This is a genomic window from Burkholderia sp. 22088 (assembly GCF_052045915.1).
GTDB classification, from domain to species: domain Bacteria; phylum Pseudomonadota; class Gammaproteobacteria; order Burkholderiales; family Burkholderiaceae; genus Burkholderia; species Burkholderia cepacia.
The window spans coordinates 443,614-467,627 of record NZ_JBQEPY010000006.1; the positions used below are offsets into that span (position 1 = coordinate 443,614).

The window sequence follows — 24,014 nt, forward strand, 5'->3', positions numbered from 1 at the left end:
ATCCGCGCCCGTCGCCCTCTCTCAGTTCAGTCCGTCGGCGCGGCCGACGCCAGTGCGATCCGCGCCTTCTCTTCCGGGCTTCCCGCCACGTAGTACTTCTTCGCCCAGCTCGAATCGGGCGCAAGCGCGAGCCGCGCATGCGCGCCCTTACCCGTACCCGTGCCGTGCTGCTTCGCATCGATCGCCAGCGCCCGTGCACGATAGTGCTCGTAAAGCCGCAGGAATTCCGCGAGATAGATCGCCGCGATCCGCTTGTCGCGGATCTCGAGCAGGTTCTCGTCGTTGTACTGCTCGGAATTGCGGCTCATGTTCGCCGAGCCCGTATAGACGACCGGATTCGCGCCTTCCGCATCGATCACGATGAACTTGTGATGGATCACGACCGGCGGAAAGGCCGGCGCCGGCTCGCCCGGAAAGAGGCGCAGCTCCGGCTCGAAACCCTGCGGCACGGTGGCCGGCGAGAAATACGCGGCATCGATCACGTCGCGGTTGTCGCGGCTGCGGTGATACAGCTCGAGGTTCGCGAGCGTCGCCGCATCGAGCGTCTGGCCGGCCTGCCGCGCGGCATCGGCCTTCGTCGCGCTGCCGGCGTTGATCCTGTTCACCAGCCCGAACATCATCAGCCCGCGGTCGCCGGCCGCGAAGCACGCGTCGCGCAGCGCCGCGTCGGTCGGCATGAACAGGCAGAACGACACCGAATGCTTCGCGGCCGCGATCGCGGCGACGATCGTGTCGATCTCGGTGCGCTGCCCCGCCGGTTCCGGCGAAAACGCGAGCCGCACCTGTGCGCTGCCGATCGTCATCGGTTCAGACCAGCCCGGCGACAGCCGCGCGGTCGCCGCGATCGGCGGATTCCCGGCCAGCGCATGCGCACGCGCGTTGTAGAGCGCGGCAAGCTCGGGCGAATCGAACGCGTGCAGCACGTTCGCCTGCTCCGTGAGCCCCTCGGTCGTGAAGTTCGCGGAGCCGGTCAGCACGCGCGCGGGGGCCGGGTTCGACGCCGCATCGGTCACGATGAACTTGTCGTGCATGATGTGCGTCCGGTCGCGCGGCGCGAGCGTCGCGAGCCCCTGCAGCGCATCGACGGCCGGCTGGTTCGGCGACGGTAGCTGCGGCTTGCCCTTGCGCGCCGTCGTGTGCGCGTCGTAGACGATCGCGAGCGACGCTTCGCCGTGGGTCCGCCCGAACGCTTCGAACGCGGGCAGCGCCCACAGCGTGTCGGTCAGGTGATAGACGGCCGACGCCGCGCGCGATGCCGGATCGAGCATCTCCGCGAACACCTGCTCCATGTCGTTCGCGAGCCAGGTGCGCAGCTTCAGCGCCTGCGCGTCGCTCGGCGCCGCATTCGGCGCGAGGCCCAGCGCCGCCACCTGCTTCGCGAACGCCTGCGAACTGACCACCGCGCGGTTGAACCACGTGCCGATGCCGTCCTCGACATGGGCGGGCAGCACGACGTCGCACACGCCGGCTTGCGCGTCGAGTACCTGCAGGTTCGCCGGCGTGCCGACGACCGGATACACGTCGTAGCGAAACGATGCGCCGCGATCCTGCGGATCGATGCGCGCATCCCACCACATGAATTTCTGGATCGGCGCCTGGTCGGTCGGCGCGTCGCCCTGCGTGTGCGCGGCCGGGCCGTCGAACGTCAGGCGGTTCGGCAGCCAGCTGTCCGGCGCGCGCGTCTTGCCGTCGGCCGACCAGAAGCCCGGCGTGCGCCGGATCGCGAAACCGAGGAAATCGGCACGCGACGCCGCATCGGGCCAGTCGAAGGCCAGCAGGACCAAGGTGGGGGAAAGATAGCTGCGCACGCTGACGGTCATTCGTTGCTCCCTGGCCTGGCGGCCGGTCGAGGTGAATGAGTCAGTGTTGACGGCGGTTCTTCCCGCGGAATGACGGTTCGATGAACCTTGTATGTCCGGCGCGCGTCAGTCGCACACGAGCAGCTCGATCCCGCGCGCGGTCAGCGCGCGGCGCACGGCCTTGTCGGGCGCGCGCTCGGTGACGAGATAGCGGGCGGCGGCCGTGCCGTTGATCCGCACCGGCGTCACGCGGCCGAATTTCGAATGATCGGCGACGATCATCGCCGTGCCGGCCGCCGCGATCATCCGGCTGCGCACCTCGGCCGCGAGCCGCGAGTAGTCGGTGAATTCGCCGTCGGGCGTGATGCCGCCGGCGCCGATGAACGCGAAATCGACGTGGTACTGCGCGAGCTGCTGGATCGTGTCGAGCCCGAAGGTGGCGTCCTCGTCGTCGGACAGCTCGCCGCCGAGCAACGTCACGCGATTGCCGTTGCGTCGCGCGAGCACGAACGCGGTGCGCCAGTCGTTCGTGTAGATCGACAGCCGGTGCCGGTCGGCGAGCGCGAGCGCAACCGCATGCGGCGTGCTGCCCGAATCGATCAGCACCGAGGCATCGTCGGGCACGAACTCGGCGGCGCGCCGCCCGATCGTGCGCTTCGCTTCGGCATTCGCGGCTTCGCGCTCCGACAGGCTCGGCTCACGGCGATCCGCGGCCAGCGCGCCGCCGTGCGTCATCACGAGCAGGCCGCGTGCGGCCAGTGCGTTCAGGTCGCGCCGCACGGTCTCGCGCGACACGTCGAGCGAGCGGACGAGTTCCGCGACCGACAATGCGCCCGACCGCCCGAGCTCCGACAGGATGAATTGATGACGTTGTTCCGCCAGCATCGCGTGTGCGCCCGAGGCGACTGGTAATGGGTAAGCCGCCCATTGTATTACGGCCGTTTGACCGGCATTTGACGGCGGCGGGACGCCGGGCGGGCCGCGTTTCCCGAAAGCGAAATTCTGTATTGCCCGACGCGCGCGAATCGGCGCGGCGCCGGTTGCTACACTTTGCGCTTCGCAGAACGACAGACCAAGCAAAGGGGCTCACGCCATGTATCGCAAAGGCAGTGTGATCGAAATCCAGTTTCCGCCCGAACGACTCAACGACGCGGCCGGCGATCCGTACTGGATCGACCTGACGCTCGACGAGGCCCGCCGGCTCTACGAACAGCTCGCCGCGCGCTTCGCGACCGACGCCCGCGCCAATCAGCCGCTCGACACGTTCTCGATCGACTGATCTCCGCTGCTTCACGCCCGCCCGCTGCGCATGCCGGGCGGCGCCCATCCCGTACCCGCGGCACCGCCCGGCCCGCACCGACGGCCGCACGTGGTGCACATTCGGCACGCAGCATGAGTGCAGGATTCGACAAGACGCCGGCATCGCTTCCCCCGATACTGGCCGACTTCACGATTCTGTCCGGCCGCATCGCGGCCCGCCATGCATGCTGACCTCGCTCGTCGCCGCCGCTTTCGTCGCACTCTGGTCCACCGGCTTCATCGTTGCGCGGGCCATCAAGCCCTACGCCGATCCCAACCTGTTCCTGCTCGCGCGTTTCGCGGGCACGGCCGCGCTGTTCGGCGCGGTGGCGCTCGTCGCGCGCGCGCCGTGGCCGGCCCGGCGCGAATGGCCGCGCCACCTGATCGCGGGCGCGCTGCTGCAGGGCGTCTATCTCGGCGCCAGCTACTGGGCCGTCGCGCAAGGACTGAACGCAGGTGTCATGGCGCTGCTCGGCGCACTGCAGCCGCTCGCCACCGCCGTGCTCGCCGTGCCGCTGTTCAACGAGCGCCTGCCCGCGCGCGGCTGGCTCGGGATGGCGCTCGGGCTCGCCGGCGTCGCGCTCGTGCTGGCGCCGAAGGTGACGGGCGGTGTCGCGCCGGCGCCGGGCGCCGCGCCTGCGTGGCTCGTCGTCGCCGTCTCGGTGCTCGCGGTCGGGTCGATCACCGCCGGCTCGCTGTACCAGAAGGGCAAGCTCGCGCAAAGCGACCTGCGCACGGCGGTTGCCGTGCAGAATTTCGGCGCGGCGATCGTCGCGGCCGTCTTCGTCGCGCTGCTTCACGAAACCCGCTGGATCGGCGCGCCGGCGTTGTGGGTATCGCTGGTGTGGGGCGTCGTGTTCCTGTCCGGCGGCGCGGTCACGATGCTGATGTGGATGCTGCGCCGCGGCAACGCCGCGCGCGCGACGTCGCTGCTGTTCCTCGCGCCGCCGCTGGCCGCGCTGCAGGGCTACTGGCTGTTCGGCGAAACGCTCGCGGCGATCCAGCTCGCCGGCTTCGCGCTCGCGCTGGTGGGCGTCGTGCTCGCGCGGCGCTGACGCGCGCCGCCGGGCCGGTACCCGCGTCGGCGCCGGGCGCAGGGATGCCCGTCACGCGTCACGCTGCACCCGCCCGGCGCACCGTGCACCACGGCGATGCAGCCCGTCTCGCCGATGCAACGCAAAACCGCCGGAACGCACGCCCGGCGCGGCACCGCGCCGCGATTGCGCTTATGATGGGCGCCTTGCATTTCGTTCCGGAACTTCCTTCATGACATCCGCCGATTACGCCAGCCGCCAGCGCGCGATCATTGCCGAACTGAACGTTGCCCCGCACTTCGACGCCGAGGCCGAGATCGACCGCCGCATCGATTTCCTCGCGCAATATCTTCGTTCGACCGGCCTGCGGACCTACGTGCTCGGCATCAGCGGCGGCGTCGATTCGTCGACGGCCGGCCGGCTCGCACAACTGGCGGTCGAGCGCCTGCGCGCCGACGACTACGATGCGCGTTTCATCGCGATGCGCTTGCCGAACGGCGTGCAGAACGACGAAGCCGATGCCCAGCGCGCGCTCGCGTTCGTGCGCGCGGACGAGGTGCTGACGGTTGACGTGAAGCCGGCCGCCGACGCGATGCTCCGCTCGCTGGTCGCCTCCGGCCACGCATTCGACACGCCGGCGCAGCAGGATTTCGTGCACGGCAACATCAAGGCGCGCGAGCGCATGATCGCGCAGTATGCGGTGGCCGGCGCACGGCGCGGCATCGTGATCGGTACCGACCATGCGGCCGAATCGCTGATGGGTTTCTTCACGAAGTTCGGCGACGGCGGCGCGGACATCCTGCCGCTCGCGGGCCTGAGCAAGCGGCGCGTCCGCGCGGTCGCGCGCGCGCTCGGCGGCGAGGAGCTGATCGTGATGAAGGTGCCGACGGCCGACCTCGAGGAGCTGCGCCCGCTGCGGCCCGACGAGCACGCATACGGCGTGACCTACGACGAGATCGACGATTTCCTCGAAGGCAAGCCGGTCGAAGACCGCGTGTACGAAACGGTGCTGCGCTTCTTCGACGCTTCGCGCCACAAGCGCGCGCTGCCGTACACGCCGTTCGACTGGCCGGCCGCGTAAGTCTCGACCGCGGCACAACGACTGCCGCGTCGCCATCCTGCGCTACGGGGCCCGGCGACCGGCCGGCAGCGTCGGAGCCCAACCGCCGCGCGCGGCCGTGACGGCTACGCGCGGCCACCCGGCGGCGGGCAACCCTATGCGTGCCCGCCCGTCTTCGACGCCTGCAGCGCGCGAATCCGCATCCGCGCCCCCGTATCGCTCACCGTCGCGTCGTACATCGCCGCGAGATCGCGCTTGAGCGCGGTACGCGAGCCGCCGTCGAGATACACCATGTGCCCCGACGGATAAAAACGCGCGGACAGGTTCTGCCGCACCTTCTGGTCCTCGAGCGGCATCTGCTGCAGGTCGATCACGGTCTGGTAGAACGGCGTGACGAAATCGTAGAAACCGTTCGCCGACAGCACCTTCAGGTCGACGTTCAGCGCCATCACCGCGGCGAGATCGCCGGCCGTATAGAGGATCACGTTCCCCTGCGCATCGATACCCTGCTGCGCGCCGGTCGGATCGATGTGGCTGAAATCCCAGTTCTGGAACGCCTGGTCGTTCAGGTCGGTGAACGCGGAATTCGACGTGAACTTCAGCTGCTCGTTCAGGTAGCTGTTCCACATCGCCGTATAGACGCCCGTCACGGCCGTCATCGTCGGATCGTTGCCGCCCGAGTTCGGGTCGATCTTGCCGGCGATGCCCGACGAGATCCCGGTCACGCGGCCGTCGTACGAGCCGAGCGCGAGCCCCTGCGCATGCAGCAGCGTCGTCAGGAACAGCGAATTGCCGCGCGCGTCGTAGCCGGCGATGTCGAGGCTCCACGATTGCAGCGTCGCCGTATCGATGCCCGTGTATTGCGACAGCTTCTGCACGGCGGCCGGGTTCGCATGCGGGACCGTGCGCAACGCGTTCAGGTAGTCGGTGCGCGCGAACTGCGCGACTTCCTCGACGAACGCGCCGAGATCGGTCGGCGCCGGCGTGACGCCGAGCTTCTTGTGATACCACGCATCGGCCGCCGCGGTCGGCAGCGCGCCGACCGGGTTGCCGGCCTGCCGGTAGTCGAGGATCGACGATTGCAGCGTGACGCCGTTCAGGTCGACGCCGTCCTCGTGCAGCTTGTACGCGAGCACGCAGCTGCGTGCGGTGCCGTACGATTCGCCGAACAGGTATTTCGGCGAATTCCAGCGGTTGTTCTTCGTCAGGTAGCGCTTGATGAACTGCTTCAGCGAATCCGCATCCTGGTCGACGCCCCAGAAGTTGCGGTTCTTGTTCGGCGCGACGGCCGCCGAATAGCCGGTGCCGACCGGGTTGATGAACACCAGGTCGCTGTGGTCGATCATGCTGTCCGGGTTGTCTTCCATCTGGTACGGCGCGGGCGGCGTGAACCCCGGCATCGACGTCTTGATGCGCTTCGGCGCGAACGAGCCCAGCAGCACGAACACCGACGACGAGCCGGGCCCGCCGTTGTAGAAGAACGTCACGGGCCGCGTTTCTTCCTTCGCGCCGTCGGCCGTGAACGCGACGTAGAAGAGCTTCGCGGCCGGCAGCGAACTGCTCGGGTCGACCGTCACGAGATGGCCGGCCGTCGCCGTGTAGGCGATGCGCTTCCCGTCGATCAGGATCGTGTGATGCGTGATCGCGGCCGCCTCGGTGGTGTCGGTCACCGAATCGTCGGGGCCGTTGCCGTACGCGACCGGATCGAAGAACGGCTGGTCACGGCCGTGGCTCAACGCGACCGGGTTGACGGTCGGCGGCACGCCATGCGAATTGTGGTCGCCGTGATGCAGCGGATACACGCCGCCGGAAGATGCGGAATCGATGCCCATCGTGCTGCTCCTGGAGGTGAGAAAAAGGCGCGGGCAGGCAGCCCGCGCCATGCGGAAAGACGTGTACCGCGGCCGTCAGCTCGACGGCTTGCGCGTCAGGATCGCGGCGAGCTGCGCACCGTTCGGGCTGCCGAGGCCCGTGCAGGCATCCCAGCCCTGCGCGGCCGCGTAGGTCCCGTTCGAGCCGTGCGTGATGTCGCGCAGCGCCCCCGGATTCCTGTAGAGCACCGGATTGACCCAGCCGGCGGACGCACCGCCCGCCGCACTCGCCGCCGCACTAGCCGCCGCGTTGATCCGCGCGATCAGCGCGGCCCACAGCGGCGCGACCGCACTCGTGCCGCCCATCACCGTGGCCGTGCCCGCGATCGACACTTCGTAGCCGGTCTGCGGCGATGCATCGCCGGCGACGTCCGGCACGCCGCGCTTCGCGAGCGGCACGCGGCTGCCGTCGGCCAGCGTCGCGGCAAGCCCCTGCTGCCACACCGGCAGGTCGAACAGCGTGCTGACGCCGCCCCCGCCCGCGCCGCCGCCGGCCGCCTCGTCGTTCCACGTGACCTCGCTGCGAATGCCCTGCCCGGGCAGCGCGTCGAGCTGCGTGCCGCCGCAGCCGAGCACATATGGGCTCGATGCGGGGAAGTCGACATGATCGGCGCCGTCCTGCAACCCGTCGCCCGAGCCGCTGTCGCCGGAGGCCGCGCACACCGTGATGCCCTGCGCGGCCGCCGCCTGCAGCACGCGGTTGAACGCCTGCGCGGACTGCGCCTGCCAGATGGCCTCCGGGCCGCCCCAGCTGATCGAGATCACCGACGGTTTGTTGGTCCTGTCGCTGACGGCCGCGTTGACGGCCTGGATGAAGCCCGCGTCGCTGTTTGGCGCGAAATAGACGGCGATCTTCGCGGCCGGCGCGATCGCGCCGGCGATCTCGATGTCGAGCGCAACTTCACCGTCCGGGCCGCTCGGATCGCCGGTCGGCGTGTTGCGGCCGGTGCCGACGTTGACGTCGACGAGCGTCGGCGGCTTCGTGATGCCGAGCCCGCGGAAATACTGCTGGATGTCCGCCGCGCGATAGCCGCCGCCGAGCTCGATGATCGCGATGCACTGCCCGGCGCCGTCCCCGGCCGGGAAGCCGTACAGCGATGCGAGCTGAACCGGGGTGAACGTGACGCCCGCCGCGCCGCCGCGCGCGGGCGTGAACGGCGGCCGCAGCCGGAAGTGCGGCCGCGCCTGCGGACGGCTGTCGAGGCCGAGCACGGCCGTGACGGCGTCGCCGAGATCGTCGGGCAGCGCGATCGGGCCGGAGCGGCCGCGATACTGGCCGATCGACCGATGCTCGAAGCGCTCGAGCTTGACGCCGAACGCGGCTTCGAACTGCTGGATCGTGCCGGACACCACGACGACGCTTTCGACCGGATCGACGCGATCGACCGTCAGCTGGTGGCGACGCGCGAAGTCCTCGGCCTTGCGAATGTCGTCGGGATTGGCGGAAAAACGTTGCGCGAAGGTTTCGCGCGACACCGGTTTCGCTTGCGCGTCGCCGGTGGCGAGCTGGTGAAGCAGCGTATCGAGTTGCCCTTCTTCCTGCCGCCGCAACATGATCGTGACGTGGATGCGTTCTGCCGGATCGCACGGCCCGAGGCACTTGGACTCGGCGACGATTCGGGGTTCACGGTCGGCGTGAAGATGCCTTGCCATGTTCAGACCCTCCTTGGTACCGCGTTGCACGGAACAGCCAGGAAATCGGACAGGGCCGGCGGGAGACGGTTCCGTTCGGTCGTTCGGGTTCGCGACAGCGCGAAGTAACAGGGAGTTTAGATCAGTCAGACGATTTGCGCGCACGCCCTTCTGCGGCGGGCGCACGCGCGGGCCGGCATTGCGCGCGGCCCTCGTCGGATGCGGCGACGCGCCGCGCGACCTGCGCCGGCGCGACGCCGCGGCGCCACTCAGTCCATCGACAGGCGCAGCGCAAAGCCGATCAGCGCCGCGGAAAACGTCCAGCGCTGCACCGTCTGCGCGAGCGGATGCGCACGCATCCACGCGGCGATCCGCGACGCGCCGAACACGCACGCGAGGTCGAAGCACACGCCGGCCGCCACCAGCAACGCGCCCAGTTCGAACATCTGCAACACCACCGGCCCGGCCTCGGGGCGCACGAACTGCGGCAGCAGCACCGAGCAGAACAACAGCGCCTTCGGGTTCAGCAGGTTGGTGAGCAGGCCCTTCACGAACGACTGCCGCAACTCGCCCGCCGTGGCCGCCGCGTCGCCGTCGCCGAGCGCGAACACGGGCGAACGGAACACCTGGATCGCGACATACGCGAGATACAGCGCGCCGCCGTAGCGGATCACTTCGTACAGCCACGGCGCGCTGCGGATCAGCGCCGCGACACCGCAGGCGGACAGCGTCACGTGCGCGGTGCGCGCGAGCGACAGACCCGCGGCGGCGGCCATTCCCGGCCGCACGCCGCGGCCGATGCTGGTCTGCAGCACGAGCGCCATGTCCGGCCCCGGCACCGCGTAGATGGCCGCCAGCGCGGCGAGATAAATCAACAGCAAATGCGTGGAAATCATGGTCTGCCCCTCTCCTCTTACGGCGATATGTTGCCGCTGGAGCGCGAGGGATTATTGGCCATCTTTGGCTCAGGATTGGCGATCCGTAGGGGAATCCGCCACAATCGTCGAATCCGCATCAGGAATCCGCCATCATGACCGAACTCGACAAGACCGACCGCGCCATCCTTGCCGCGGTGCAGCGCGACGGCCGCCTGCCGATCGCCCGCCTCGCCGACACCGTGGGCCTCTCCGAGACCCCTTGCGCGCGCCGCCTGAAGCGCCTCGAAAACGACGGCTACATCGAGCGATACCGCGCGCAGCTGTCGCGCCAGGCGCTCGGCTACGGCGTCGTTGCGTTCGTGCTCGTGCGGTTCGCGACGCACGACCGCAAGACCGCTGACCGCTTCGAACGGGAAGTGCTCGGCATCGAGCGGATCCTGGCGTGCCACAACGTGGCGGGCACCGCCGATTATCTGCTGCAGGTCGTGGCACGCGATCTCGACGATTACGGCACGTTCCTGCGCGAATCGCTGCGGATGCTGCCGGGCGTGACGTCGATCGAATCGGCGCTGTCGCTGCGCGAGGTCAAGCACGACGCGGGGCTGCCGGTGCCGTGATGCCGGCGCGTGCACGGTTCACGCAAGCCGGACCCGACACCCGTTTCATCACTTCGACGCCCGTCGATGTGGGCCGCGTCGGGCCGCGCCGCCGCAACACTCGTTCACATTGTCGATGCCGGCCGGCTACGCGATGTCGGTCGGCTGGTGCGCGCGTTCCAGATCCTCGAGAAACGCTTCCACGAGCGGATTGCCGCGCCCGTTGCGGGCGACGACCATGTGGAACGTGACGTCGTAGCGCAGTTGCTCCGGATTGAGCGGCGCGAGCAGCCCCTGCGCGACGTAGGGCGCCGCGAAATGCTGCGGCAGGTAGCCGAGGTGGTGGCCGGACAGGATCAGCAGCGCGACGGCCTCCATGTTGTCGGCCGTCGCGGTCACACGGTCGGGCGTCGTCGACATCTGGGCTTCGGGCAGCGGATACGAGCGCCACGCCCATTCGAAACCCGCGACGTCGGCCGGCGTCAGCGCGCCGGCGCCGGCGAACAGCGGATGGCCGCGGCCGCAGTACGCGACCTGGCGCTCGATGAACAGCGGCGTGTAGTGCAGCGACGGCACCCGGTGCCAGAAGTAGCCGACCGCGATCTGGATCTCGTCGCTCAGCAGCTTCTCCTCGAGATCGCCCGGCGCGCGCACGGAAATCGAGAAGCGCACGGCCTCGTCGCGCGTGCGGAACGCGGCGATCGCCTCGGCGATCCGCGCGTTCTGGCTCACCGGCGTATGACCGATCAGGCCGATGTGCAGCGTGCCGACCAGCTGGCGGTCCATGTGCCGCGCGGCCATCCCGAATTCGTCGAGCGCCGCGAGCAGCTTGCGGCTCATCGCGTGGAACCGCTCGCCCTTCGGCGTGAGCCGGAAACCGCTGCGGCCGCGCTCGCAGAGCCGGTAGCCGAGCCGCGTCTCCAGCGATGAAAGCTGCGCGCTGATCGTCGACTGCCCGACGTTCAGCACGGCCTGCGCGGCCGACACGCCGCCCGCATCCGTGACCGCGAGAAACACGCGGATCAACCGCAGATCGAGGGTCGACAGATTCCCCAGCACGTTCATCCCCTTCCATACATCGATGAAAATCGATGTTTACGTCGATATCTTCGCATTCTTCTTTCCCGGCGGAGCGCGTAAAACTGTGCGCCAGGCCGCGTCGCATGATACGGCAACCCCACATCGGAAGAGACAGCCCATGAACGACCACATCCATTTCCAGCCGCTCGGCGGCAATGAAATGCCGCGCTGCGGCGGCATCGCGACGATGATGCGCCTGCCGCACGTGGCGAGCGCCGAAGGCCTCGACGCCTGCTTCGTCGGCGTGCCGTTCGACCTCGGCACCTCCAACCGCACCGGCGCACGCTTCGGCCCGCGCCAGATCCGCACCGAATCCGTGCTGCTGCGCCCGTACAACATGGCCACGCGCGCCGCGCCGTTCGATTCGCTGCAGATCGCCGACATCGGCGACGTCGCGATCAATCCGTACAACCTGCACGATTCCATCGCGCGCATCGAAGCCGCGTACGACGCGATCCTCGAGCATGACTGCAAGCCGATCACGCTGGGCGGCGACCACACGATCGCGCTGCCGATCCTGCGCGCGATCCACCGCAAGCACGGCAAGGTTGCATTGATCCACGTCGATGCACACGCCGACGTGAACGACACGATGATGGGCGAAAAGATCGCGCACGGCACGCCGTTCCGCCGCGCGGTCGAGGAAGGCCTGCTGCACGGCGACAAGGTCACGCAGATCGGCCTGCGCGGCACCGGCTACGCGGCCGAGGATTTCGACTGGTGCCGCGAGCAGGGCTTCCGCGTCGTCCAGGCCGAGGAATGCTGGAACAAGTCGCTCGCGCCGCTGATGGAAGAAGTGCGCGCGCGCGTCGGCGATACGCCCGTCTACATCAGCTTCGACATCGACGGCATCGACCCGGCCTACGCGCCGGGCACCGGCACGCCGGAAATCGCGGGCCTCACGGTGCCGCAGGCGCTCGAGATCATCCGCGGCGCGAAGGGGCTGAACATCGTCGGTTGCGATCTCGTCGAAGTCGCGCCGCCGTACGATCCGTTCGGCACCACGGCGCTGCTCGGCGCGAACCTCGCATACGAGCTGCTGTGCGTGCTGCCGGGCGTCGCGTATCGCGACTGATTCCCGCCCCCCCTATTCCAAAATCAAAGGATTCCAGAGGAGCACATATCAAGATGGGGACTTCCGTCAAGCAACCCAAGCGGGCGGCGCTCGCGTCGTTCGTCGGCACCACGATCGAGTGGTACGACTTCTATAGCTACGCGACCGCCGCCGCCATCGTGTTCGGGCCGCTGTTCTTTCCCGGCGAAAACCGCTTCATCAGCCTCCTCGCATCGTTCGGCTCGTTCGCGGTGGGCTTCTTCGCACGGCCGCTCGGCGGCGTGATGTTCGGCTATCTCGGCGACCGCTTCGGCCGCAAGCGCTCGCTGCTCGCGACGCTGATGCTGATGGCGGTGTCGACGGTCGCGATCGGCCTGCTGCCGACCCACGCGCAAGCCGGTGTGATTGCACCGGTCCTGCTCGTGCTGATGCGGGTGCTGCAAGGCATCGCGGTCGGCGGCGAATGGGGCGGCGCGGTGCTGCTCGCCGGCGAGCATGCGCCGGAAGGCAAACGCACGTTCTTCGCGTCGTTCGCGCAGCTCGGCAGCGCGAGCGGCCTGATCCTGTCGATGCTCGCGTTCGGCGCGATCAGCACGCTGTCGAAGGAAGACATGATGAGCTGGGGCTGGCGCGTGCCGTTCCTCGCGAGTTCCGTGCTGCTGATCGTCGGCTTCGTGATCCGCGCGAGCGTGTCCGAATCGCCCGAGTTCGAGGAAGTCAGGAAGAGCGGCAACATCGCGCAAAAACCGCTGCGTGAAGCGCTCAAGTACTGGCCGCTGCTGCTGCTCGCGATCGGCGCGAACGTGTACGGCATCGCCGGCGTGTATTTCAGCAACATCTTCATGATCAGCTACGCGACGCAGTTCCTGTCGCTCGACCGGTCGATGGTGCTGCATTGCATGACGATCGTCGCGGTGCTGCAGTTCGTCGTGCAGCTCGCGGCCGCGTTCCTCGCGCAGCGCTTCGGCACCACGCGCGTGCTGCTGATCACCGGCGCATGGGCCGCGATCGTCCCGTTCGTGATGCTGCCGCTCGTGCACATGGGCACGCCGCTGTCGATCACGGTCGGCGTCGGCCTCGCGACGCTCGCGGAGTCGGGCTACTACTCGGTGGTCGCGGGCTTCGTCAGCGGCATCTTCGTCGCACGCATCCGCTACACGGCGATCTCGATCGCGTACCAGGTGTGCGGCGCGCTCGCCGGCGGCCTCACGCCGCTCGTCGCGACCATCATCGCGCAGAACACCGCGCCGCAATGGTGGCCGCTCGCGCTCCAGTACACGAGCGCCGCGCTCCTGTCGTCGCTGTGCGTGTGGCTGATCTCGCGCCGCGTCAGCATCGACGATGCCGGCGCGCCCGGCAAGACGAACGAGCCGCTGCCGCGCGGCGCACGCACGGCATAACGCAAGTGCTCGCATGACGCAAAACGGCCCGCTTCCGCGGGCCGTTTTTTTGCCGTCCGATCTTCGACCGCAACGGCGGCGTGCAGCGCTCGCTGCGTTATTGCACCTGGCTGCGCAGCGTCTTCGCGGCAGCGACCATGTTCGTCAGCGCCGGAATCACTTCCGCCCACTGGCGCGTCTTCAGCCCGCAGTCCGGATTGACCCACAGACGCTCCGCCGGAATGCGTTCCGCCGCCTTCCTCATCAGGCCGACGATATGTTCCTGCGTCGGGATGTTCGGCGAGTGAATGTCGTACACGCCCGGCCCGATCTCGTTCGGATACTTGAAGTCGTCGAACGCGTCGAGCAGCTCCATGTCCGAGCGCGAGGTCTCGATCGTGATCACGTCCGCATCCATATCGGCGATCGACGCAATGATGTCGTTGAACTCCGAATAGCACATGTGCGTATGGATCTGCGTGTCGTCCTGCACGCCGTTCGCGGTGATGCGGAACGACTCGACCGCCCACTTCAGGTACGCGCCCCATTGCGCGCGGCGCAGCGGCAGCCCTTCGCGCAGGGCAGCCTCGTCGATCTGGATCACGCGCACGCCGGCCTTCTCGAGATCGAGCACTTCCTCGCGGATCGCCAGCGCGAGCTGGTAGCACGAAACCGAGCGCGGCTGGTCGTCGCGCACGAACGACCAGTTCAGGATCGTCACGGGGCCGGTCAGCATGCCCTTCATCGGCTTGTTCGTCAGCGACTGCGCATACGTGATCCATTCGACCGTCATCGCCTTCGGGCGGCTGATGTCGCCGAACAGGATCGGCGGCTTCACGCAGCGCGAGCCGTACGACTGCACCCAGCCGAACTGGCTGAACGCGTAGCCGTCGAGCTGCTCGCCGAAGTATTCGACCATGTCGTTGCGCTCGGCTTCGCCGTGCACCAGCACGTCGAGTTCCAGTGCTTCCTGCTCGCGCACGCTGCGTTCGATTTCAGCTTGCATCGCGGCCCGGTAGCCCACATCGTCCAGCGCACCGGCCTTGAACTGGCTGCGCGCGTGACGGATTTCGCCGGTCTGCGGGAACGAGCCGATCGTCGTCGTCGGGAACGCCGGCAGCTTCAGGCGTGCCGACTGCTTCGACGCACGCTGCGTGTAGGGGCTCACGCGGTTGCCCAGCTGCGCGTCGATGCGGGCGATCGCGGCCTTCACCGCCGGGTTGTGCACGCGCGGCGAGTGGCGGCGCGAATGGATCGCGGCAGCGTTCGCGGCCAGTGCATCGGCCACCTTGTCGCGGCCTTCGTTCAGCGCGATCGCGAGCACCTTCAGCTCGTCGAGCTTCTGCAGCGCAAACGCGAGCCACGAGCGGATTTCCGCATCGAGCTTCTCCTCGCTCGCGAGATCGACCGGCACGTGCAACAGCGAGCACGACGGGGCGAGCCACAGGCGATCACCCAGTTGCTTCGCGAGCGGTTCGAGCCAGTCGAGCGTCGCGTTCAGGTCCGTCTTCCAGATGTTGCGGCCGTTGATCGCGCCAACCGACAGCACGCGCCCGGCCGGCAGTTCACGCACCAGCGCGTCGACTTCGTCGCGTGCGTTGATCGCATCGACATGCAGGCCGTCGACCGGCAGCGAACTCGCGAGCGCCAGGTTGTCCTGAAGCTGGCCGAAGTAGGTGGCGAGCAGCAGCTTGATGCGGCGCGTTTCCAGCGCCGCATAGGCGGTGCGCAATGCCTGACGCCACTCGGCGTCGAGTTCGGTGACGAGAATCGGTTCGTCGATCTGCACCCATTCGACGCCCTGCGCGGTCAGCGTGTCGAGCAGCGCGCCGTATACGGGCAGCAGCTTCGGCAGCAGCGCGAGGCGGTCGGAATCGTCCTTCGCCTTGCCGAGCCACAGGTACGTGACGGGGCCGAGGATGACCGGCTTCACGGCCACGCCCTGCGCCTGCGCTTCCGCCAGTTGCTGGAGCAGGCGCGACGGGTCGAGCGAGAAGTTCGTGTCCGCGTGGAATTCCGGCACGATGTAGTGGTAGTTCGTATCGAACCACTTCGTCATTTCACCGGCGGAGACCCCACCGCAGCACGCTGCATGCTCGTCCGCCGACTGCGCCGAACGGCCGCGCGCGACGCGGAAATAGTTGTCGAGCACATCGCCGTGGAAACCCTGCACGCGCTTCGGCAGGTTGCCGAGCGTGAAGCTCATGTCGAGCACCTGATCGTAGAACGCGAAGTCGCCGATCGGGGCCAGGTCCAGGTCGCGCTGGTCGTTCCAGTGACGCTTGCGCAGCTCGGCGCCGAGCGCCTTCAGCTCGTCGCGCGACGATTCGCCCTTCCAGTAGCGTTCGAGACCGAACTTGAGTTCGCGCTTCGCACCGATGCGCGGGAAACCGAGGTTGTGTGTCGTGACCATGAGCTGCCGTCCAGAAGAAGTGAAGATCCGGCAGCCATCATAGGGATTTCATCCCATGAAATAAAATGGCATTATTTCATTCATCCATTAAATCTGTTCATGTATCCGTTGCACGAGCGATATCCATGCTGGAACGATTCCATCTCGTCGTGATCCGTGAAGTCGAGCGCCAGGGCTCACTGACCGCGGCCGCCCACGCGCTGCACCTCACGCAATCGGCACTCAGCCATACCGTCCGGAAAATCGAGCAGCAGCTCGGCACGCCGATCTGGGATCGGGAGGGCCGCGGCCTGCGGCTCACCCAGGGCGGGCAGTATCTGCTGAAGCTGGCGAACCGGCTGCTGCCGCAGTTCGAGCTCGCCGAGGAGCGGATGAAGCAGTACGCGAAGGGCGAGCGCGGCACGCTGCGCATCGGGATGGAGTGCCACCCGTGCTACCAGTGGCTGCTGAAGGTCGTGTCGCCGTACCTGTCGCGCTGGCCCGACGTCGACGTGGACGTGAAGCAGCGCTTCCAGTTCGGCGGCATCGGCGCCCTGTTCGGCCATGACATCGACGTGCTCGTGACGCCCGATCCGCTGAACAAGCCGGGCCTGCGCTTCGACCCCGTGTTCGACTACGAGCAGGTGCTGGTGGTCGCCGATTCGCACCGGTTCGCGAACGCCGATTACGTGACGCCCGAACAGCTGACCGACGAGATCCTGATCACCTATCCGGTCGAAACCGACCGGCTCGACATCTACAACCAGTTCCTGACGCCGGCCGGCATCGTGCCGAGGCGGCACAAGTCGATCGAGACGACCGACATCATGCTGCAGATGGTGGCGAGCGAGCGCGGCGTGGCCGCGCTGCCGAGATGGCTTGCCGACGAATACGCCGACCGGATGCCGGTCGTGCCGGTCAAGCTCGGCAAGAAGGGGATCGCGAAGCAGATCTTCCTCGGCATCCGCGAAGCGGACGCATCGATCGACTATCTGGCCGCGTTCGTCGCGCTGGCGCGCGAATCGACGGGGAGCGCGCCACGCATGCTGCGCTAGGCGTGCCCCGTTGCCGTGCGCGTCAGGCGGCGCGCATGCCGATGCGCTCGCCGCGCTCGACCCATGCGCCGAACAGCAGGCCGATCGTCGTCCACATGATCACCTGCATGCCGATGGCCGCCACGCGGAACTTCCACAGCAAGGCCGCCGGGAAATCGGCCGGCAACTCGCTGACAGACGGCAACCCGATCTGCACGGCCGCGATGATCGCGACGAACACGAGCCCGGCGACGATCGACGCGTTCCACTGGCCGAGCTTCGCCAGCAGATGGCGGCGCACGCTGACCGAGAACACCATCGTCGCGACGGAGATCGCGATCATCAGGAAGAACAGGCCCGTGCGATAGCCGATCGTGTCGGGGTCGCCGACCGACGGCGGATTGGCCGGGTACTTGAGGTTCGGCACGATCACGAGCGCGATGAACGCCGCCAGCGCGAGCCACGCGGCCAGCGGACGGGCCGGGAGGCGGCTGCCTCGCCCGTAGGCATACGCGAAGACCAGCGAGAACAGCCCGCCGAATGCCGCGCCATAGGTCACGACGCCCGTCAGCAAGCCGAGGCCGGCCTGCGTGTGGCGGCTGACCAGCTCCGGCTCCGGTGCGTCGCCCTTGGCGGCGTCGGCTTTTTCTTCAAAGGAGATTGCCTGATCGACTTGCGGTTCGCCGACGACCTTCGCGAAACCGAACGTGAGGAGGCCTGCGGCGATGCCTGCGAGCATCCCGCGCATGAGCAGCTTTCCGACCATCGTGAACTCCGCGTCAGTGGCAGGGGAAGCCGAGCAGGTGGCGGCCGTCGTGGACGAATTCGTGGACGTACATGCCCGGCACGAGCGACGTCGCACCTTGTTCCGCGCCGACGAAATAAAGCGCGAGCAACAGGATCAGGCCGACGAACACGGCCCACGGCAACAGTTCACGGACGGGGATGGGCGCCGGCACGACCGCCGGCTTCAGCACTGCTTCGCTCATGGATGCACCTCAGGGGAATCGCGCCCCGACAAATGTTGGATGGGTACGAAGGCAGGTCTGGCTTCCGGGATCATCGATCACCGGTTACAGTGGCGCGACCGCGCCGGGCTTGCACCGGCTTCCGCGCTTCGTATCGGGCGAATTGTACGCGCGAACGTTCGCGTATTGAAGCGGTGTCAGGCGGACACGTGCGCCCGTCCCGGATCATCCGAAAACCGACATGAACATGCCTACCTCGCTGCGCCTGATCGCACACGCATCGACCCGGGCGATGCGCACCGGCGCGTTTCCCGACGACGATCCGCTCGATACGCGCGGGCTCGCCGAAGCCGCTGCGCTACGCGGCCGGTGGGCAGGTACCGCCGGCGCGCTCCTGCTGTGCAGCCCCGCATGCTGCGCGCGGCATACCGCCGATGCGCTCGGACTTCATGTCGACATCGACGACGCACTGCGCGACATCGATTACGGCAACTGGCGAGGCCAGCGCCTGCACGACCTCGCACGCGACTTGCCCGACGAACTGGATGCGTGGATCGCAGACCCGTCGGCGTCGCCGCACGGCGGTGAATCGTTCGAAGCCGCCATGCACCGCGTCTGCACGTGGTTGAACGGGCTGCGGCAAGATCGCGACATCGTCGCAATCACGCATGCGCCAATCGTCCGCGCGGCCATCGCCCATGTGCGGCGGATGGATTCGAAGGCAGCGGCCCGCATCGACGTCGCGCCGCTGTCCTGCACGACGCTTGTTGCGTCACCGAACGGATGGACGTTGAGCGCGGACGGCAACGCGTAGAACGCCATTGCGCTCACTATGTGGACGACGATGCGGGCTGGCACGTCACGTTGCGCATACACGCCTTCAATCGCCTTACACGTCGGCAAGACACGCCGTTCGTGGTCCCGACTGTCATCAAACTGACTGCTGGCCGCAGATAGGATCGGACGCGGTTCCCTCACGAGATGGCGTCATGAATCAACCTGCTTCGTCCGCACCGAACAACCCAGGCTCCGTCGAACGCACCAGACAGGTCGGCTATGCCGTCTTCCTGCTGGTGCTGGCGCTCGGCGCGCTCTATATCGCCACGCACCTGATCGACGATCTGTCGCCGATCCGCGAAGGCAAGCTGTTCCCGTACCTGCTGCTCGGCGCGGCGCTGCTGATCGCGCTCGGCTTCGAATTCGTCAATGGCTTCCACGACACCGCGAACGCGGTCGCCACCGTGATCTATACGCACTCGCTGACGCCGAACGTCGCGGTGATCTGGTCCGGCATGTGGAACTTCCTCGGCGTGATGGTCTCGAGCGGTGCCGTTGCCTTCGGCATCCTGCAGTTGCTGCCGGTCGAGCTGATCCTGCAGGTCGGCAGCGGCGCGGGCTTCGCGATGGTGTTCGCGCTGCTGATCGCCGCCATCGTGTGGAACCTCGCGACCTGGTATTTCGGGTTGCCGTCGTCGAGTTCGCATACGCTGATCGGTTCGATCATCGGCGTCGGGCTGATGAACCAGCTGATGCACGGGCCGTCCGGCACGAGCGGCGTCGACTGGGGCCAGGCGCTCGGTGTCGGCAAGTCGCTGCTGTTCTCGCCGATCGTCGGCTTTCTGTGCGCAGCGCTGCTGCTGCTCGTGCTGAAGACGCTCGTGCGGGTTCCGGAGTTGTACAAGGAGCCGCCGAAAGACCAGCCGCCGCCGTTCTGGATTCGCTGCCTGCTGATCCTGACCTGCACGGGCGTGTCGTTTGCGCACGGGTCGAACGACGGGCAGAAAGGGATGGGGCTCATCATGCTGATCCTGATCGGCACGGTGCCGACCGCCTATGCGCTGAACAAGGCCGTCACGCCGGCCGAGACGCAGACCTTCGTGGCGGTCGCGAACCAGGCGGCCGCGACGTTCGGGAAGTACACGAACGGCGTCGCGCCGTCCGCGAACCCGCGTGCCGACGTCGAGCGCTACGTGCAGCATCGCGAACTGACGCCCGCCGTGCTGCCGGCCGTCCAGCAGCTGTCGACGTCGCTCGCGACCGCGGTCGGCACGTCGGGCTCGATGGCAGCCGTGCCGCAGCGCGACGTCGACAACGTGCGCAACACGATGTATCTGGTATCCGAAGCAATCCGCCTGATCGAGAAGTCGGGTCAGCCCGCGTTCGCGGCCGACGACAAGCTGGCGATCGACAACTATCACAAGCAGCTCGACCACGCGACCAAATTCATTCCGACGTGGGTGAAGGTTGCCGTCGCGATCGCGCTGGGCCTCGGCACGATGGTCGGCTGGAAGCGGATCGTCGTGACCGTCGGCGAGAAAATCGGCAAGCAGCATCTGACGTACGGACAAGGCGCATCGGCCGAACTCGTCGCGATGCTGACGATCGGCGCCGCCGACGTGTACGGATTGCCCGTGTCGACGACACACGTGCTGTCGTCGGGGGTCGCGGGGACGATGGCGGCGAACGGCTCCGGGCTGCAGTGGAGCACGGTGCGCAGCCTCGTGCTCGCGTGGGTGCTGACGCTGCCGGCGTCGATCGCGCTTGCCGGCGGGCTCTACTGGTTGTTCCGGTCGGTGGCTTGATTCACGTTGCGACGGGTGGCCGGTGTGAGCCGGCCGCCTGTCGTGGAAGATTCGCCGCTCGCTTCTTCGCTTCTTCGCTTCTTCGCACTGATACGTCACCGCCTTCGATGTGTCCGTGCGCGTCCCGTGCCTTTCCCTCTAGCTTCCGGATTGAAGCGCAAGATCTGGAGCGCATCGGCAAACGAACGTCGCTAGACTGGGTTCATCGACTTTCTTCGTGGCTCCAACCGTGCACGCAATGCTTCCGGGCATTCCGCTCGACTCGGCGCCACATCGCTGACGAACCAAGGACGCCCGTGAACATCGCCGATCTGCAACCCGCCGTCGAATCGCCGGACATCGCACAACGCGTCGACGCCATCGACTGGCCGACTGTCGGCGCCGAGCTCGATCGTTATGGATGCGCGCGTGTGCCGGGCCTGATTTCGACGAACGAATGCGATGCGCTCGCGTCGCTCTATCCGCGGGATGCGCTTTATCGTTCACGCGTCGTGATGGCGCGGCACGGATTCGGCCGCGGCGAATACAAGTATTTCGCGTACCCGCTGCCCGCGGTCATTGCCGAGCTTCGCACGACGATCTACCCGCATCTCGCACCCATCGCGAATCGCTGGAACCAGGCACTCGGAATCGACGTCCGCTATCCGAACGACCACACGACATTCCTCGATCGCTGCCGGGCGGCGGGGCAGACGCGACCGACGCCGCTGATCCTGCAATACGGTCCCGACGACTACAACTGTCTCCATCAGGATCTTTATGGCGAGCACGTGTTTCCGCTGCAGGTCGCGATCCTGCTGTCGGCGCCGGGCCGCGATTTCACGGGCGGGGAATTCGTGTTGACGGAACAGCGGCCACGCATGCAATCACGGGCGGAAGTGGTGCCGCTGATGCAAGGCGACGCGGTGATCTTCGCCGTGCATGGCAGACCCGTGCAGGGGACGCGCGGCGTCTATCGCGTCAACCTGCGCCACGGCGTGAGCCGGATTCGCAGTGGCCACCGCCACACGGTCGGCATCATCTTTCATGACGCGCAGTGACGGCAGCGAGGACGAGCGTGGCGCCGTCCCGACGTTCGTCACGGGGATGATTTCCGGTTCGCGCTGGGAGCACCGCGCTACGCTACTGCCCGCACGCCCGCAGCAGTGACAAAGGGCCGACTGCGCTGACCGTCAGGCCATCGCAACCACCACAACGGATCGACGTTTCGGGTGAGCGACGAGAAACAGTCGCGCTCACCTGTCGCGGTGCAAATTGGATGCATCGTTCGACCTACCCTCGCGCCACACTCGCCCGCAGCCGGTCGCCTGCATCGGATGCCAGCCGCGCATAACCCGGCAACGTCAGCAGCGCGAGCACGCCGGCCGCGACGAACGCCCAGCGGAAATCGTCGAGCACGTAATGCATGCCGGCGGCATCGCCGCGCACCAACGCCGCGAGCCGCAGCGACAATGCACCGAACGCGATCCCCATCCCGATCGTCATCTGCTGTGCGGCACTCCACAGCGTGCTGGCTGCACTCGTCTGATGCGCCGGGATATCCGCATAGGCGAGTGTCGCGAGCGTCGTGAACTGCATCGACCGCGTGAGTCCGTAGACGAATACGACGAGCAGCGTGATTGCCAGCGGCGTCGACGCGGTCAGCCAGCCGCACGCAATCGTGAAGATGCCGACAATTGTCACGTCGACGAGCGCAACGCGCCGGAAACCATATCGGTCGAGAATCCACGACGTTCCCGCCTTCATCCCCAGATTGCCGAGCGCACTCGCGAGCAGCAACAGGCCGGACTGGAACGGCGACAACCCGAAGCCGATCTGGAACAACAGCGGCAGCAGGTACGGCACGGCGTTGATCGCCATCCGCGTGATCGAGCCGGAGATCACCGTCACCGAGAAGGTCGGCACCTTCAGCGTGGTGAAGTCGAGCAGCGGATGCGCGCAGCGTCGCGCATGCCACCACGCGGCCGCGCCGAACAGCACGCTCGCCCCCACCAGGACGCCCGCGCGCGTGAAGTCGACATCCTGCTGGCCGGCCGCTTCGGTACCGATCAACAGACAAGTCAATGCACCACCGGCCAGCACGAATCCAGCCCAGTCGAGCGGCCGCTGCTCGTCAGCCCGCGTGTTCCGGACGATCAGCCAAGTACAGACGAGCGCGGCAATACCGAACGGGACGTTCAGCAGGAAGATCCAGCGCCACGACGCATAGGTCGTGATGAAGCCGCCGATCGGCGGCCCGACGACCGGCGCGACGATGCCCGGCCACGTGATCGTCGCGATCGCTCGCATCAGCTTCGCCTTCTCGGTGCTGCGCACGACGATCATCCGTCCGACCGGCACCATCATCGCCCCGCCGACGCCCTGCAGCAGCCGTGCAGCCGTGAACGTCACGACACCTTCGGACAGCCCGCACAGCACCGACGCACCGGTAAAGACGACAATCGCACTCGCGAATACCGTACGCGATCCATAGCGGTCCGCGACCCAGCCGCTGATCGGGATGAACACCGCCAACGCGAGCATATAGGCGGTCATCCCGAGGCTCAGCGCGTTCGGACCGACACCGAACGAACGCGCCATTTGCGGCAATGCGGTCGCGATCACGGTCGTGTCGAGGTACTCCATGAAGAACGTTGCGGCGACGAGATACGGCAAGAAGTCGGTCGTCCGACTACCTTGGGCAGGGCTGTCAGTCATGAACTGTGCGAGAGACGGAATACGGAGGATACCGAACGCCAGCGGACGCCTGAAAGCACTGGGAATCGGGACGAATGGCGATATTACCCCGAAGGGCCTGCTCCCCGCTCTGCAGCGCATGCCGTGCGAACGGACTTTATGCGCATAGATTTTTATGACGATTTCGTGGTGCGTTCGCAGAAGGATGCACGCCGATCAGGTCGACAGGGCTCGTCGAAAGACCGGCGGATGAAGCAGGGCATTTTTGCCAGAAGGCGACATTTATCGACCATCTTCGACGAACGTCGCGCATCATCGATCATCAAAACATCGCCACTGGATGTATCGACATCGACCGGACGCTGACTGAAGGTGGATCGGCGTGGTCCGCAGAGAACGTACCGAGGATATCAACGATGCTTGGCGGCGGATTGCTCGGGGATGGCAGATCCTGATCCACGACCGTCGGCGGTCTCGGCTCCGGCCACAGTATTGCCTGGCCTGTGCCGTGCATTTCCGTCGCTGGAATGCAAAAACCCCCGCCTTTCGGGCGGGGGTTCTTGGCTTAGGGAGCCTGACGATTACCTACTTTCACACGGGAATCCGCACTATCATCGGCGTAGAGTCGTTTCACGGTCCTGTTCGGGATGGGAAGGGGTGGGACCGACTCGCTATGGTCA

General features: G+C 67.1%; 20 protein-coding genes, 1 rRNA gene and 1 riboswitch. Of the genes, 10 read left to right on the forward strand and 11 right to left on the reverse strand.

Going from position 1 to position 24,014, the window contains the following annotated elements; genetic code table 11:
* Positions 1 to 26: 26 nt before the first annotated feature.
* Positions 27 to 1,820 (reverse strand): phospholipase D-like domain-containing protein, encoded by a 1,794-nt coding sequence (locus ACTJLD_RS14715; RefSeq protein ID WP_440659132.1) that lies wholly within the window; start codon positions 1,818 to 1,820, stop codon positions 27 to 29.
* 105 nt (positions 1,821 to 1,925) lie between these two features.
* Positions 1,926 to 2,684, reverse strand: a complete 759-nt coding sequence (locus ACTJLD_RS14720; RefSeq protein WP_059697057.1) for a DeoR/GlpR family DNA-binding transcription regulator — start codon at positions 2,682 to 2,684, stop codon at positions 1,926 to 1,928.
* 208 nt (positions 2,685 to 2,892) lie between these two features.
* On the opposite strand from ACTJLD_RS14720, the gene ACTJLD_RS14725 reads away from it, so the two are divergent.
* The 3 genes from ACTJLD_RS14725 to nadE all read left to right on the forward strand — a co-directional run bounded on the left by ACTJLD_RS14725 (position 2,893) and on the right by nadE (position 5,213).
* On the forward strand, positions 2,893 to 3,078 hold the full coding sequence (locus ACTJLD_RS14725) for a hypothetical protein (protein ID WP_006480515.1): 186 nt from the start codon (positions 2,893 to 2,895) through the stop codon (positions 3,076 to 3,078).
* Positions 3,079 to 3,283: 205 nt separating this feature from the next.
* Positions 3,284 to 4,153, forward strand: coding sequence for a DMT family transporter (locus tag ACTJLD_RS14730; protein ID WP_027790534.1), 870 nt, complete (start codon positions 3,284 to 3,286; stop codon positions 4,151 to 4,153).
* A 211-nt stretch (positions 4,154 to 4,364) separates the two neighbouring features.
* Positions 4,365 to 5,213: an ammonia-dependent NAD(+) synthetase gene (nadE, locus tag ACTJLD_RS14735; RefSeq protein ID WP_027790533.1), complete on the forward strand. Its 849-nt coding sequence runs from the start codon at positions 4,365 to 4,367 to the stop codon at positions 5,211 to 5,213.
* Between the two features lie 134 nt (positions 5,214 to 5,347).
* Here the strand turns inward: nadE and ACTJLD_RS14740 are convergent, their stop codons facing one another.
* From ACTJLD_RS14740 to ACTJLD_RS14750, 3 genes are all read right to left on the reverse strand, one after another.
* On the reverse strand, positions 5,348 to 7,024 hold the full coding sequence (locus tag ACTJLD_RS14740; protein WP_059697056.1) for a S10 family peptidase: 1,677 nt from the start codon (positions 7,022 to 7,024) through the stop codon (positions 5,348 to 5,350).
* Positions 7,025 to 7,099: 75 nt separating this feature from the next.
* Positions 7,100 to 8,716, reverse strand: a complete 1,617-nt coding sequence (locus tag ACTJLD_RS14745; RefSeq protein WP_060170480.1) for a S53 family peptidase — start codon at positions 8,714 to 8,716, stop codon at positions 7,100 to 7,102.
* Positions 8,717 to 8,964: 248 nt separating this feature from the next.
* The gene (locus ACTJLD_RS14750; protein WP_027790530.1) at positions 8,965 to 9,591 is read right to left on the reverse strand and encodes a LysE family translocator; all 627 of its coding nucleotides are present in this window, start codon (positions 9,589 to 9,591) and stop codon (positions 8,965 to 8,967) included.
* A 134-nt stretch (positions 9,592 to 9,725) separates the two neighbouring features.
* Between ACTJLD_RS14750 and ACTJLD_RS14755 the strand changes: the two genes are divergently transcribed.
* Positions 9,726 to 10,190 (forward strand): Lrp/AsnC family transcriptional regulator, encoded by a 465-nt coding sequence (locus tag ACTJLD_RS14755; RefSeq protein ID WP_027790529.1) that lies wholly within the window; start codon positions 9,726 to 9,728, stop codon positions 10,188 to 10,190.
* Between the two features lie 126 nt (positions 10,191 to 10,316).
* Here ACTJLD_RS14755 and ACTJLD_RS14760 read toward each other — a convergent pair whose 3' ends face one another.
* A complete protein-coding gene (locus tag ACTJLD_RS14760) occupies positions 10,317 to 11,228 on the reverse strand; it encodes a LysR family transcriptional regulator (RefSeq protein WP_226182979.1) in 912 nt (303 codons plus the stop codon).
* A 139-nt stretch (positions 11,229 to 11,367) separates the two neighbouring features.
* Between ACTJLD_RS14760 and speB the strand changes: the two genes are divergently transcribed.
* Both speB and ACTJLD_RS14770 read left to right on the forward strand, forming a co-directional pair.
* Positions 11,368 to 12,324, forward strand: coding sequence for an agmatinase (gene speB / locus ACTJLD_RS14765; protein WP_440659137.1), 957 nt, complete (start codon positions 11,368 to 11,370; stop codon positions 12,322 to 12,324).
* A gap of 53 nt (positions 12,325 to 12,377) precedes the next feature.
* A complete protein-coding gene (locus ACTJLD_RS14770; RefSeq protein WP_027790527.1) occupies positions 12,378 to 13,703 on the forward strand; it encodes an MFS transporter in 1,326 nt (441 codons plus the stop codon).
* A 97-nt stretch (positions 13,704 to 13,800) separates the two neighbouring features.
* Here the strand turns inward: ACTJLD_RS14770 and metE are convergent, their stop codons facing one another.
* The gene (metE, locus tag ACTJLD_RS14775; RefSeq protein ID WP_440659138.1) at positions 13,801 to 16,095 is read right to left on the reverse strand and encodes a 5-methyltetrahydropteroyltriglutamate--homocysteine S-methyltransferase; all 2,295 of its coding nucleotides are present in this window, start codon (positions 16,093 to 16,095) and stop codon (positions 13,801 to 13,803) included.
* Positions 16,096 to 16,220: 125 nt separating this feature from the next.
* On the opposite strand from metE, the gene ACTJLD_RS14780 reads away from it, so the two are divergent.
* Positions 16,221 to 17,129 (forward strand): LysR family transcriptional regulator, encoded by a 909-nt coding sequence (locus ACTJLD_RS14780; protein ID WP_059697053.1) that lies wholly within the window; start codon positions 16,221 to 16,223, stop codon positions 17,127 to 17,129.
* Positions 17,130 to 17,151: 22 nt separating this feature from the next.
* Here ACTJLD_RS14780 and ACTJLD_RS14785 read toward each other — a convergent pair whose 3' ends face one another.
* Positions 17,152 to 17,874, reverse strand: coding sequence for a CbtA family protein (locus ACTJLD_RS14785; protein ID WP_027790524.1), 723 nt, complete (start codon positions 17,872 to 17,874; stop codon positions 17,152 to 17,154).
* A gap of 13 nt (positions 17,875 to 17,887) precedes the next feature.
* Positions 17,888 to 18,097, reverse strand: coding sequence for a CbtB domain-containing protein (locus ACTJLD_RS14790; RefSeq protein ID WP_006488502.1), 210 nt, complete (start codon positions 18,095 to 18,097; stop codon positions 17,888 to 17,890).
* 33 nt (positions 18,098 to 18,130) lie between these two features.
* Positions 18,131 to 18,268, reverse strand: a riboswitch (cobalamin riboswitch).
* A gap of 49 nt (positions 18,269 to 18,317) precedes the next feature.
* On the opposite strand from ACTJLD_RS14790, the gene ACTJLD_RS14795 reads away from it, so the two are divergent.
* The 3 genes from ACTJLD_RS14795 to ACTJLD_RS14805 all read left to right on the forward strand — a co-directional run bounded on the left by ACTJLD_RS14795 (position 18,318) and on the right by ACTJLD_RS14805 (position 21,698).
* A complete protein-coding gene (locus tag ACTJLD_RS14795; protein ID WP_440659140.1) occupies positions 18,318 to 18,890 on the forward strand; it encodes a histidine phosphatase family protein in 573 nt (190 codons plus the stop codon).
* Between the two features lie 175 nt (positions 18,891 to 19,065).
* A complete protein-coding gene (locus ACTJLD_RS14800) occupies positions 19,066 to 20,658 on the forward strand; it encodes an inorganic phosphate transporter (RefSeq protein ID WP_027790522.1) in 1,593 nt (530 codons plus the stop codon).
* Positions 20,659 to 20,954: 296 nt separating this feature from the next.
* The gene (locus ACTJLD_RS14805; RefSeq protein WP_059487883.1) at positions 20,955 to 21,698 is read left to right on the forward strand and encodes a 2OG-Fe(II) oxygenase; all 744 of its coding nucleotides are present in this window, start codon (positions 20,955 to 20,957) and stop codon (positions 21,696 to 21,698) included.
* 232 nt (positions 21,699 to 21,930) lie between these two features.
* Here ACTJLD_RS14805 and ACTJLD_RS14810 read toward each other — a convergent pair whose 3' ends face one another.
* The gene (locus tag ACTJLD_RS14810) at positions 21,931 to 23,355 is read right to left on the reverse strand and encodes an MFS transporter (protein ID WP_322079825.1); all 1,425 of its coding nucleotides are present in this window, start codon (positions 23,353 to 23,355) and stop codon (positions 21,931 to 21,933) included.
* 551 nt (positions 23,356 to 23,906) lie between these two features.
* Positions 23,907 to 24,014 (reverse strand): 5S ribosomal RNA (rrf, locus tag ACTJLD_RS14815); the annotation flags it as partial.

Bases quoted from the DNA above. Each gene is read 5' to 3' on its own strand.
- metE (WP_440659138.1), bottom strand. From the start codon at position 16,095: ATGGTCACGACACACAACCTCGGTTTCCCGCGCATCGGTGCGAAGCGC.
- ACTJLD_RS14730 (WP_027790534.1), top strand. From the start codon at position 3,284: ATGCTGACCTCGCTCGTCGCCGCCGCTTTCGTCGCACTCTGGTCCACC.
- ACTJLD_RS14725 (WP_006480515.1), top strand. From the start codon at position 2,893: ATGTATCGCAAAGGCAGTGTGATCGAAATCCAGTTTCCGCCCGAACGA.
- speB (WP_440659137.1), top strand. From the start codon at position 11,368: ATGAACGACCACATCCATTTCCAGCCGCTCGGCGGCAATGAAATGCCG.
- ACTJLD_RS14780 (WP_059697053.1), top strand. From the start codon at position 16,221: ATGCTGGAACGATTCCATCTCGTCGTGATCCGTGAAGTCGAGCGCCAG.
- ACTJLD_RS14770 (WP_027790527.1), top strand. From the start codon at position 12,378: ATGGGGACTTCCGTCAAGCAACCCAAGCGGGCGGCGCTCGCGTCGTTC.
- ACTJLD_RS14785 (WP_027790524.1), bottom strand. From the start codon at position 17,874: ATGGTCGGAAAGCTGCTCATGCGCGGGATGCTCGCAGGCATCGCCGCA.
- ACTJLD_RS14715 (WP_440659132.1), bottom strand. From the start codon at position 1,820: ATGACCGTCAGCGTGCGCAGCTATCTTTCCCCCACCTTGGTCCTGCTG.
- nadE (WP_027790533.1), top strand. From the start codon at position 4,365: ATGACATCCGCCGATTACGCCAGCCGCCAGCGCGCGATCATTGCCGAA.
- ACTJLD_RS14800 (WP_027790522.1), top strand. From the start codon at position 19,066: ATGAATCAACCTGCTTCGTCCGCACCGAACAACCCAGGCTCCGTCGAA.
- ACTJLD_RS14740 (WP_059697056.1), bottom strand. From the start codon at position 7,024: ATGGGCATCGATTCCGCATCTTCCGGCGGCGTGTATCCGCTGCATCAC.
- ACTJLD_RS14790 (WP_006488502.1), bottom strand. From the start codon at position 18,097: ATGAGCGAAGCAGTGCTGAAGCCGGCGGTCGTGCCGGCGCCCATCCCC.
- ACTJLD_RS14745 (WP_060170480.1), bottom strand. From the start codon at position 8,716: ATGGCAAGGCATCTTCACGCCGACCGTGAACCCCGAATCGTCGCCGAG.
- ACTJLD_RS14795 (WP_440659140.1), top strand. From the start codon at position 18,318: ATGAACATGCCTACCTCGCTGCGCCTGATCGCACACGCATCGACCCGG.
- ACTJLD_RS14750 (WP_027790530.1), bottom strand. From the start codon at position 9,591: ATGATTTCCACGCATTTGCTGTTGATTTATCTCGCCGCGCTGGCGGCC.
- ACTJLD_RS14755 (WP_027790529.1), top strand. From the start codon at position 9,726: ATGACCGAACTCGACAAGACCGACCGCGCCATCCTTGCCGCGGTGCAG.
- ACTJLD_RS14810 (WP_322079825.1), bottom strand. From the start codon at position 23,355: ATGACTGACAGCCCTGCCCAAGGTAGTCGGACGACCGACTTCTTGCCG.
- ACTJLD_RS14720 (WP_059697057.1), bottom strand. From the start codon at position 2,684: ATGCTGGCGGAACAACGTCATCAATTCATCCTGTCGGAGCTCGGGCGG.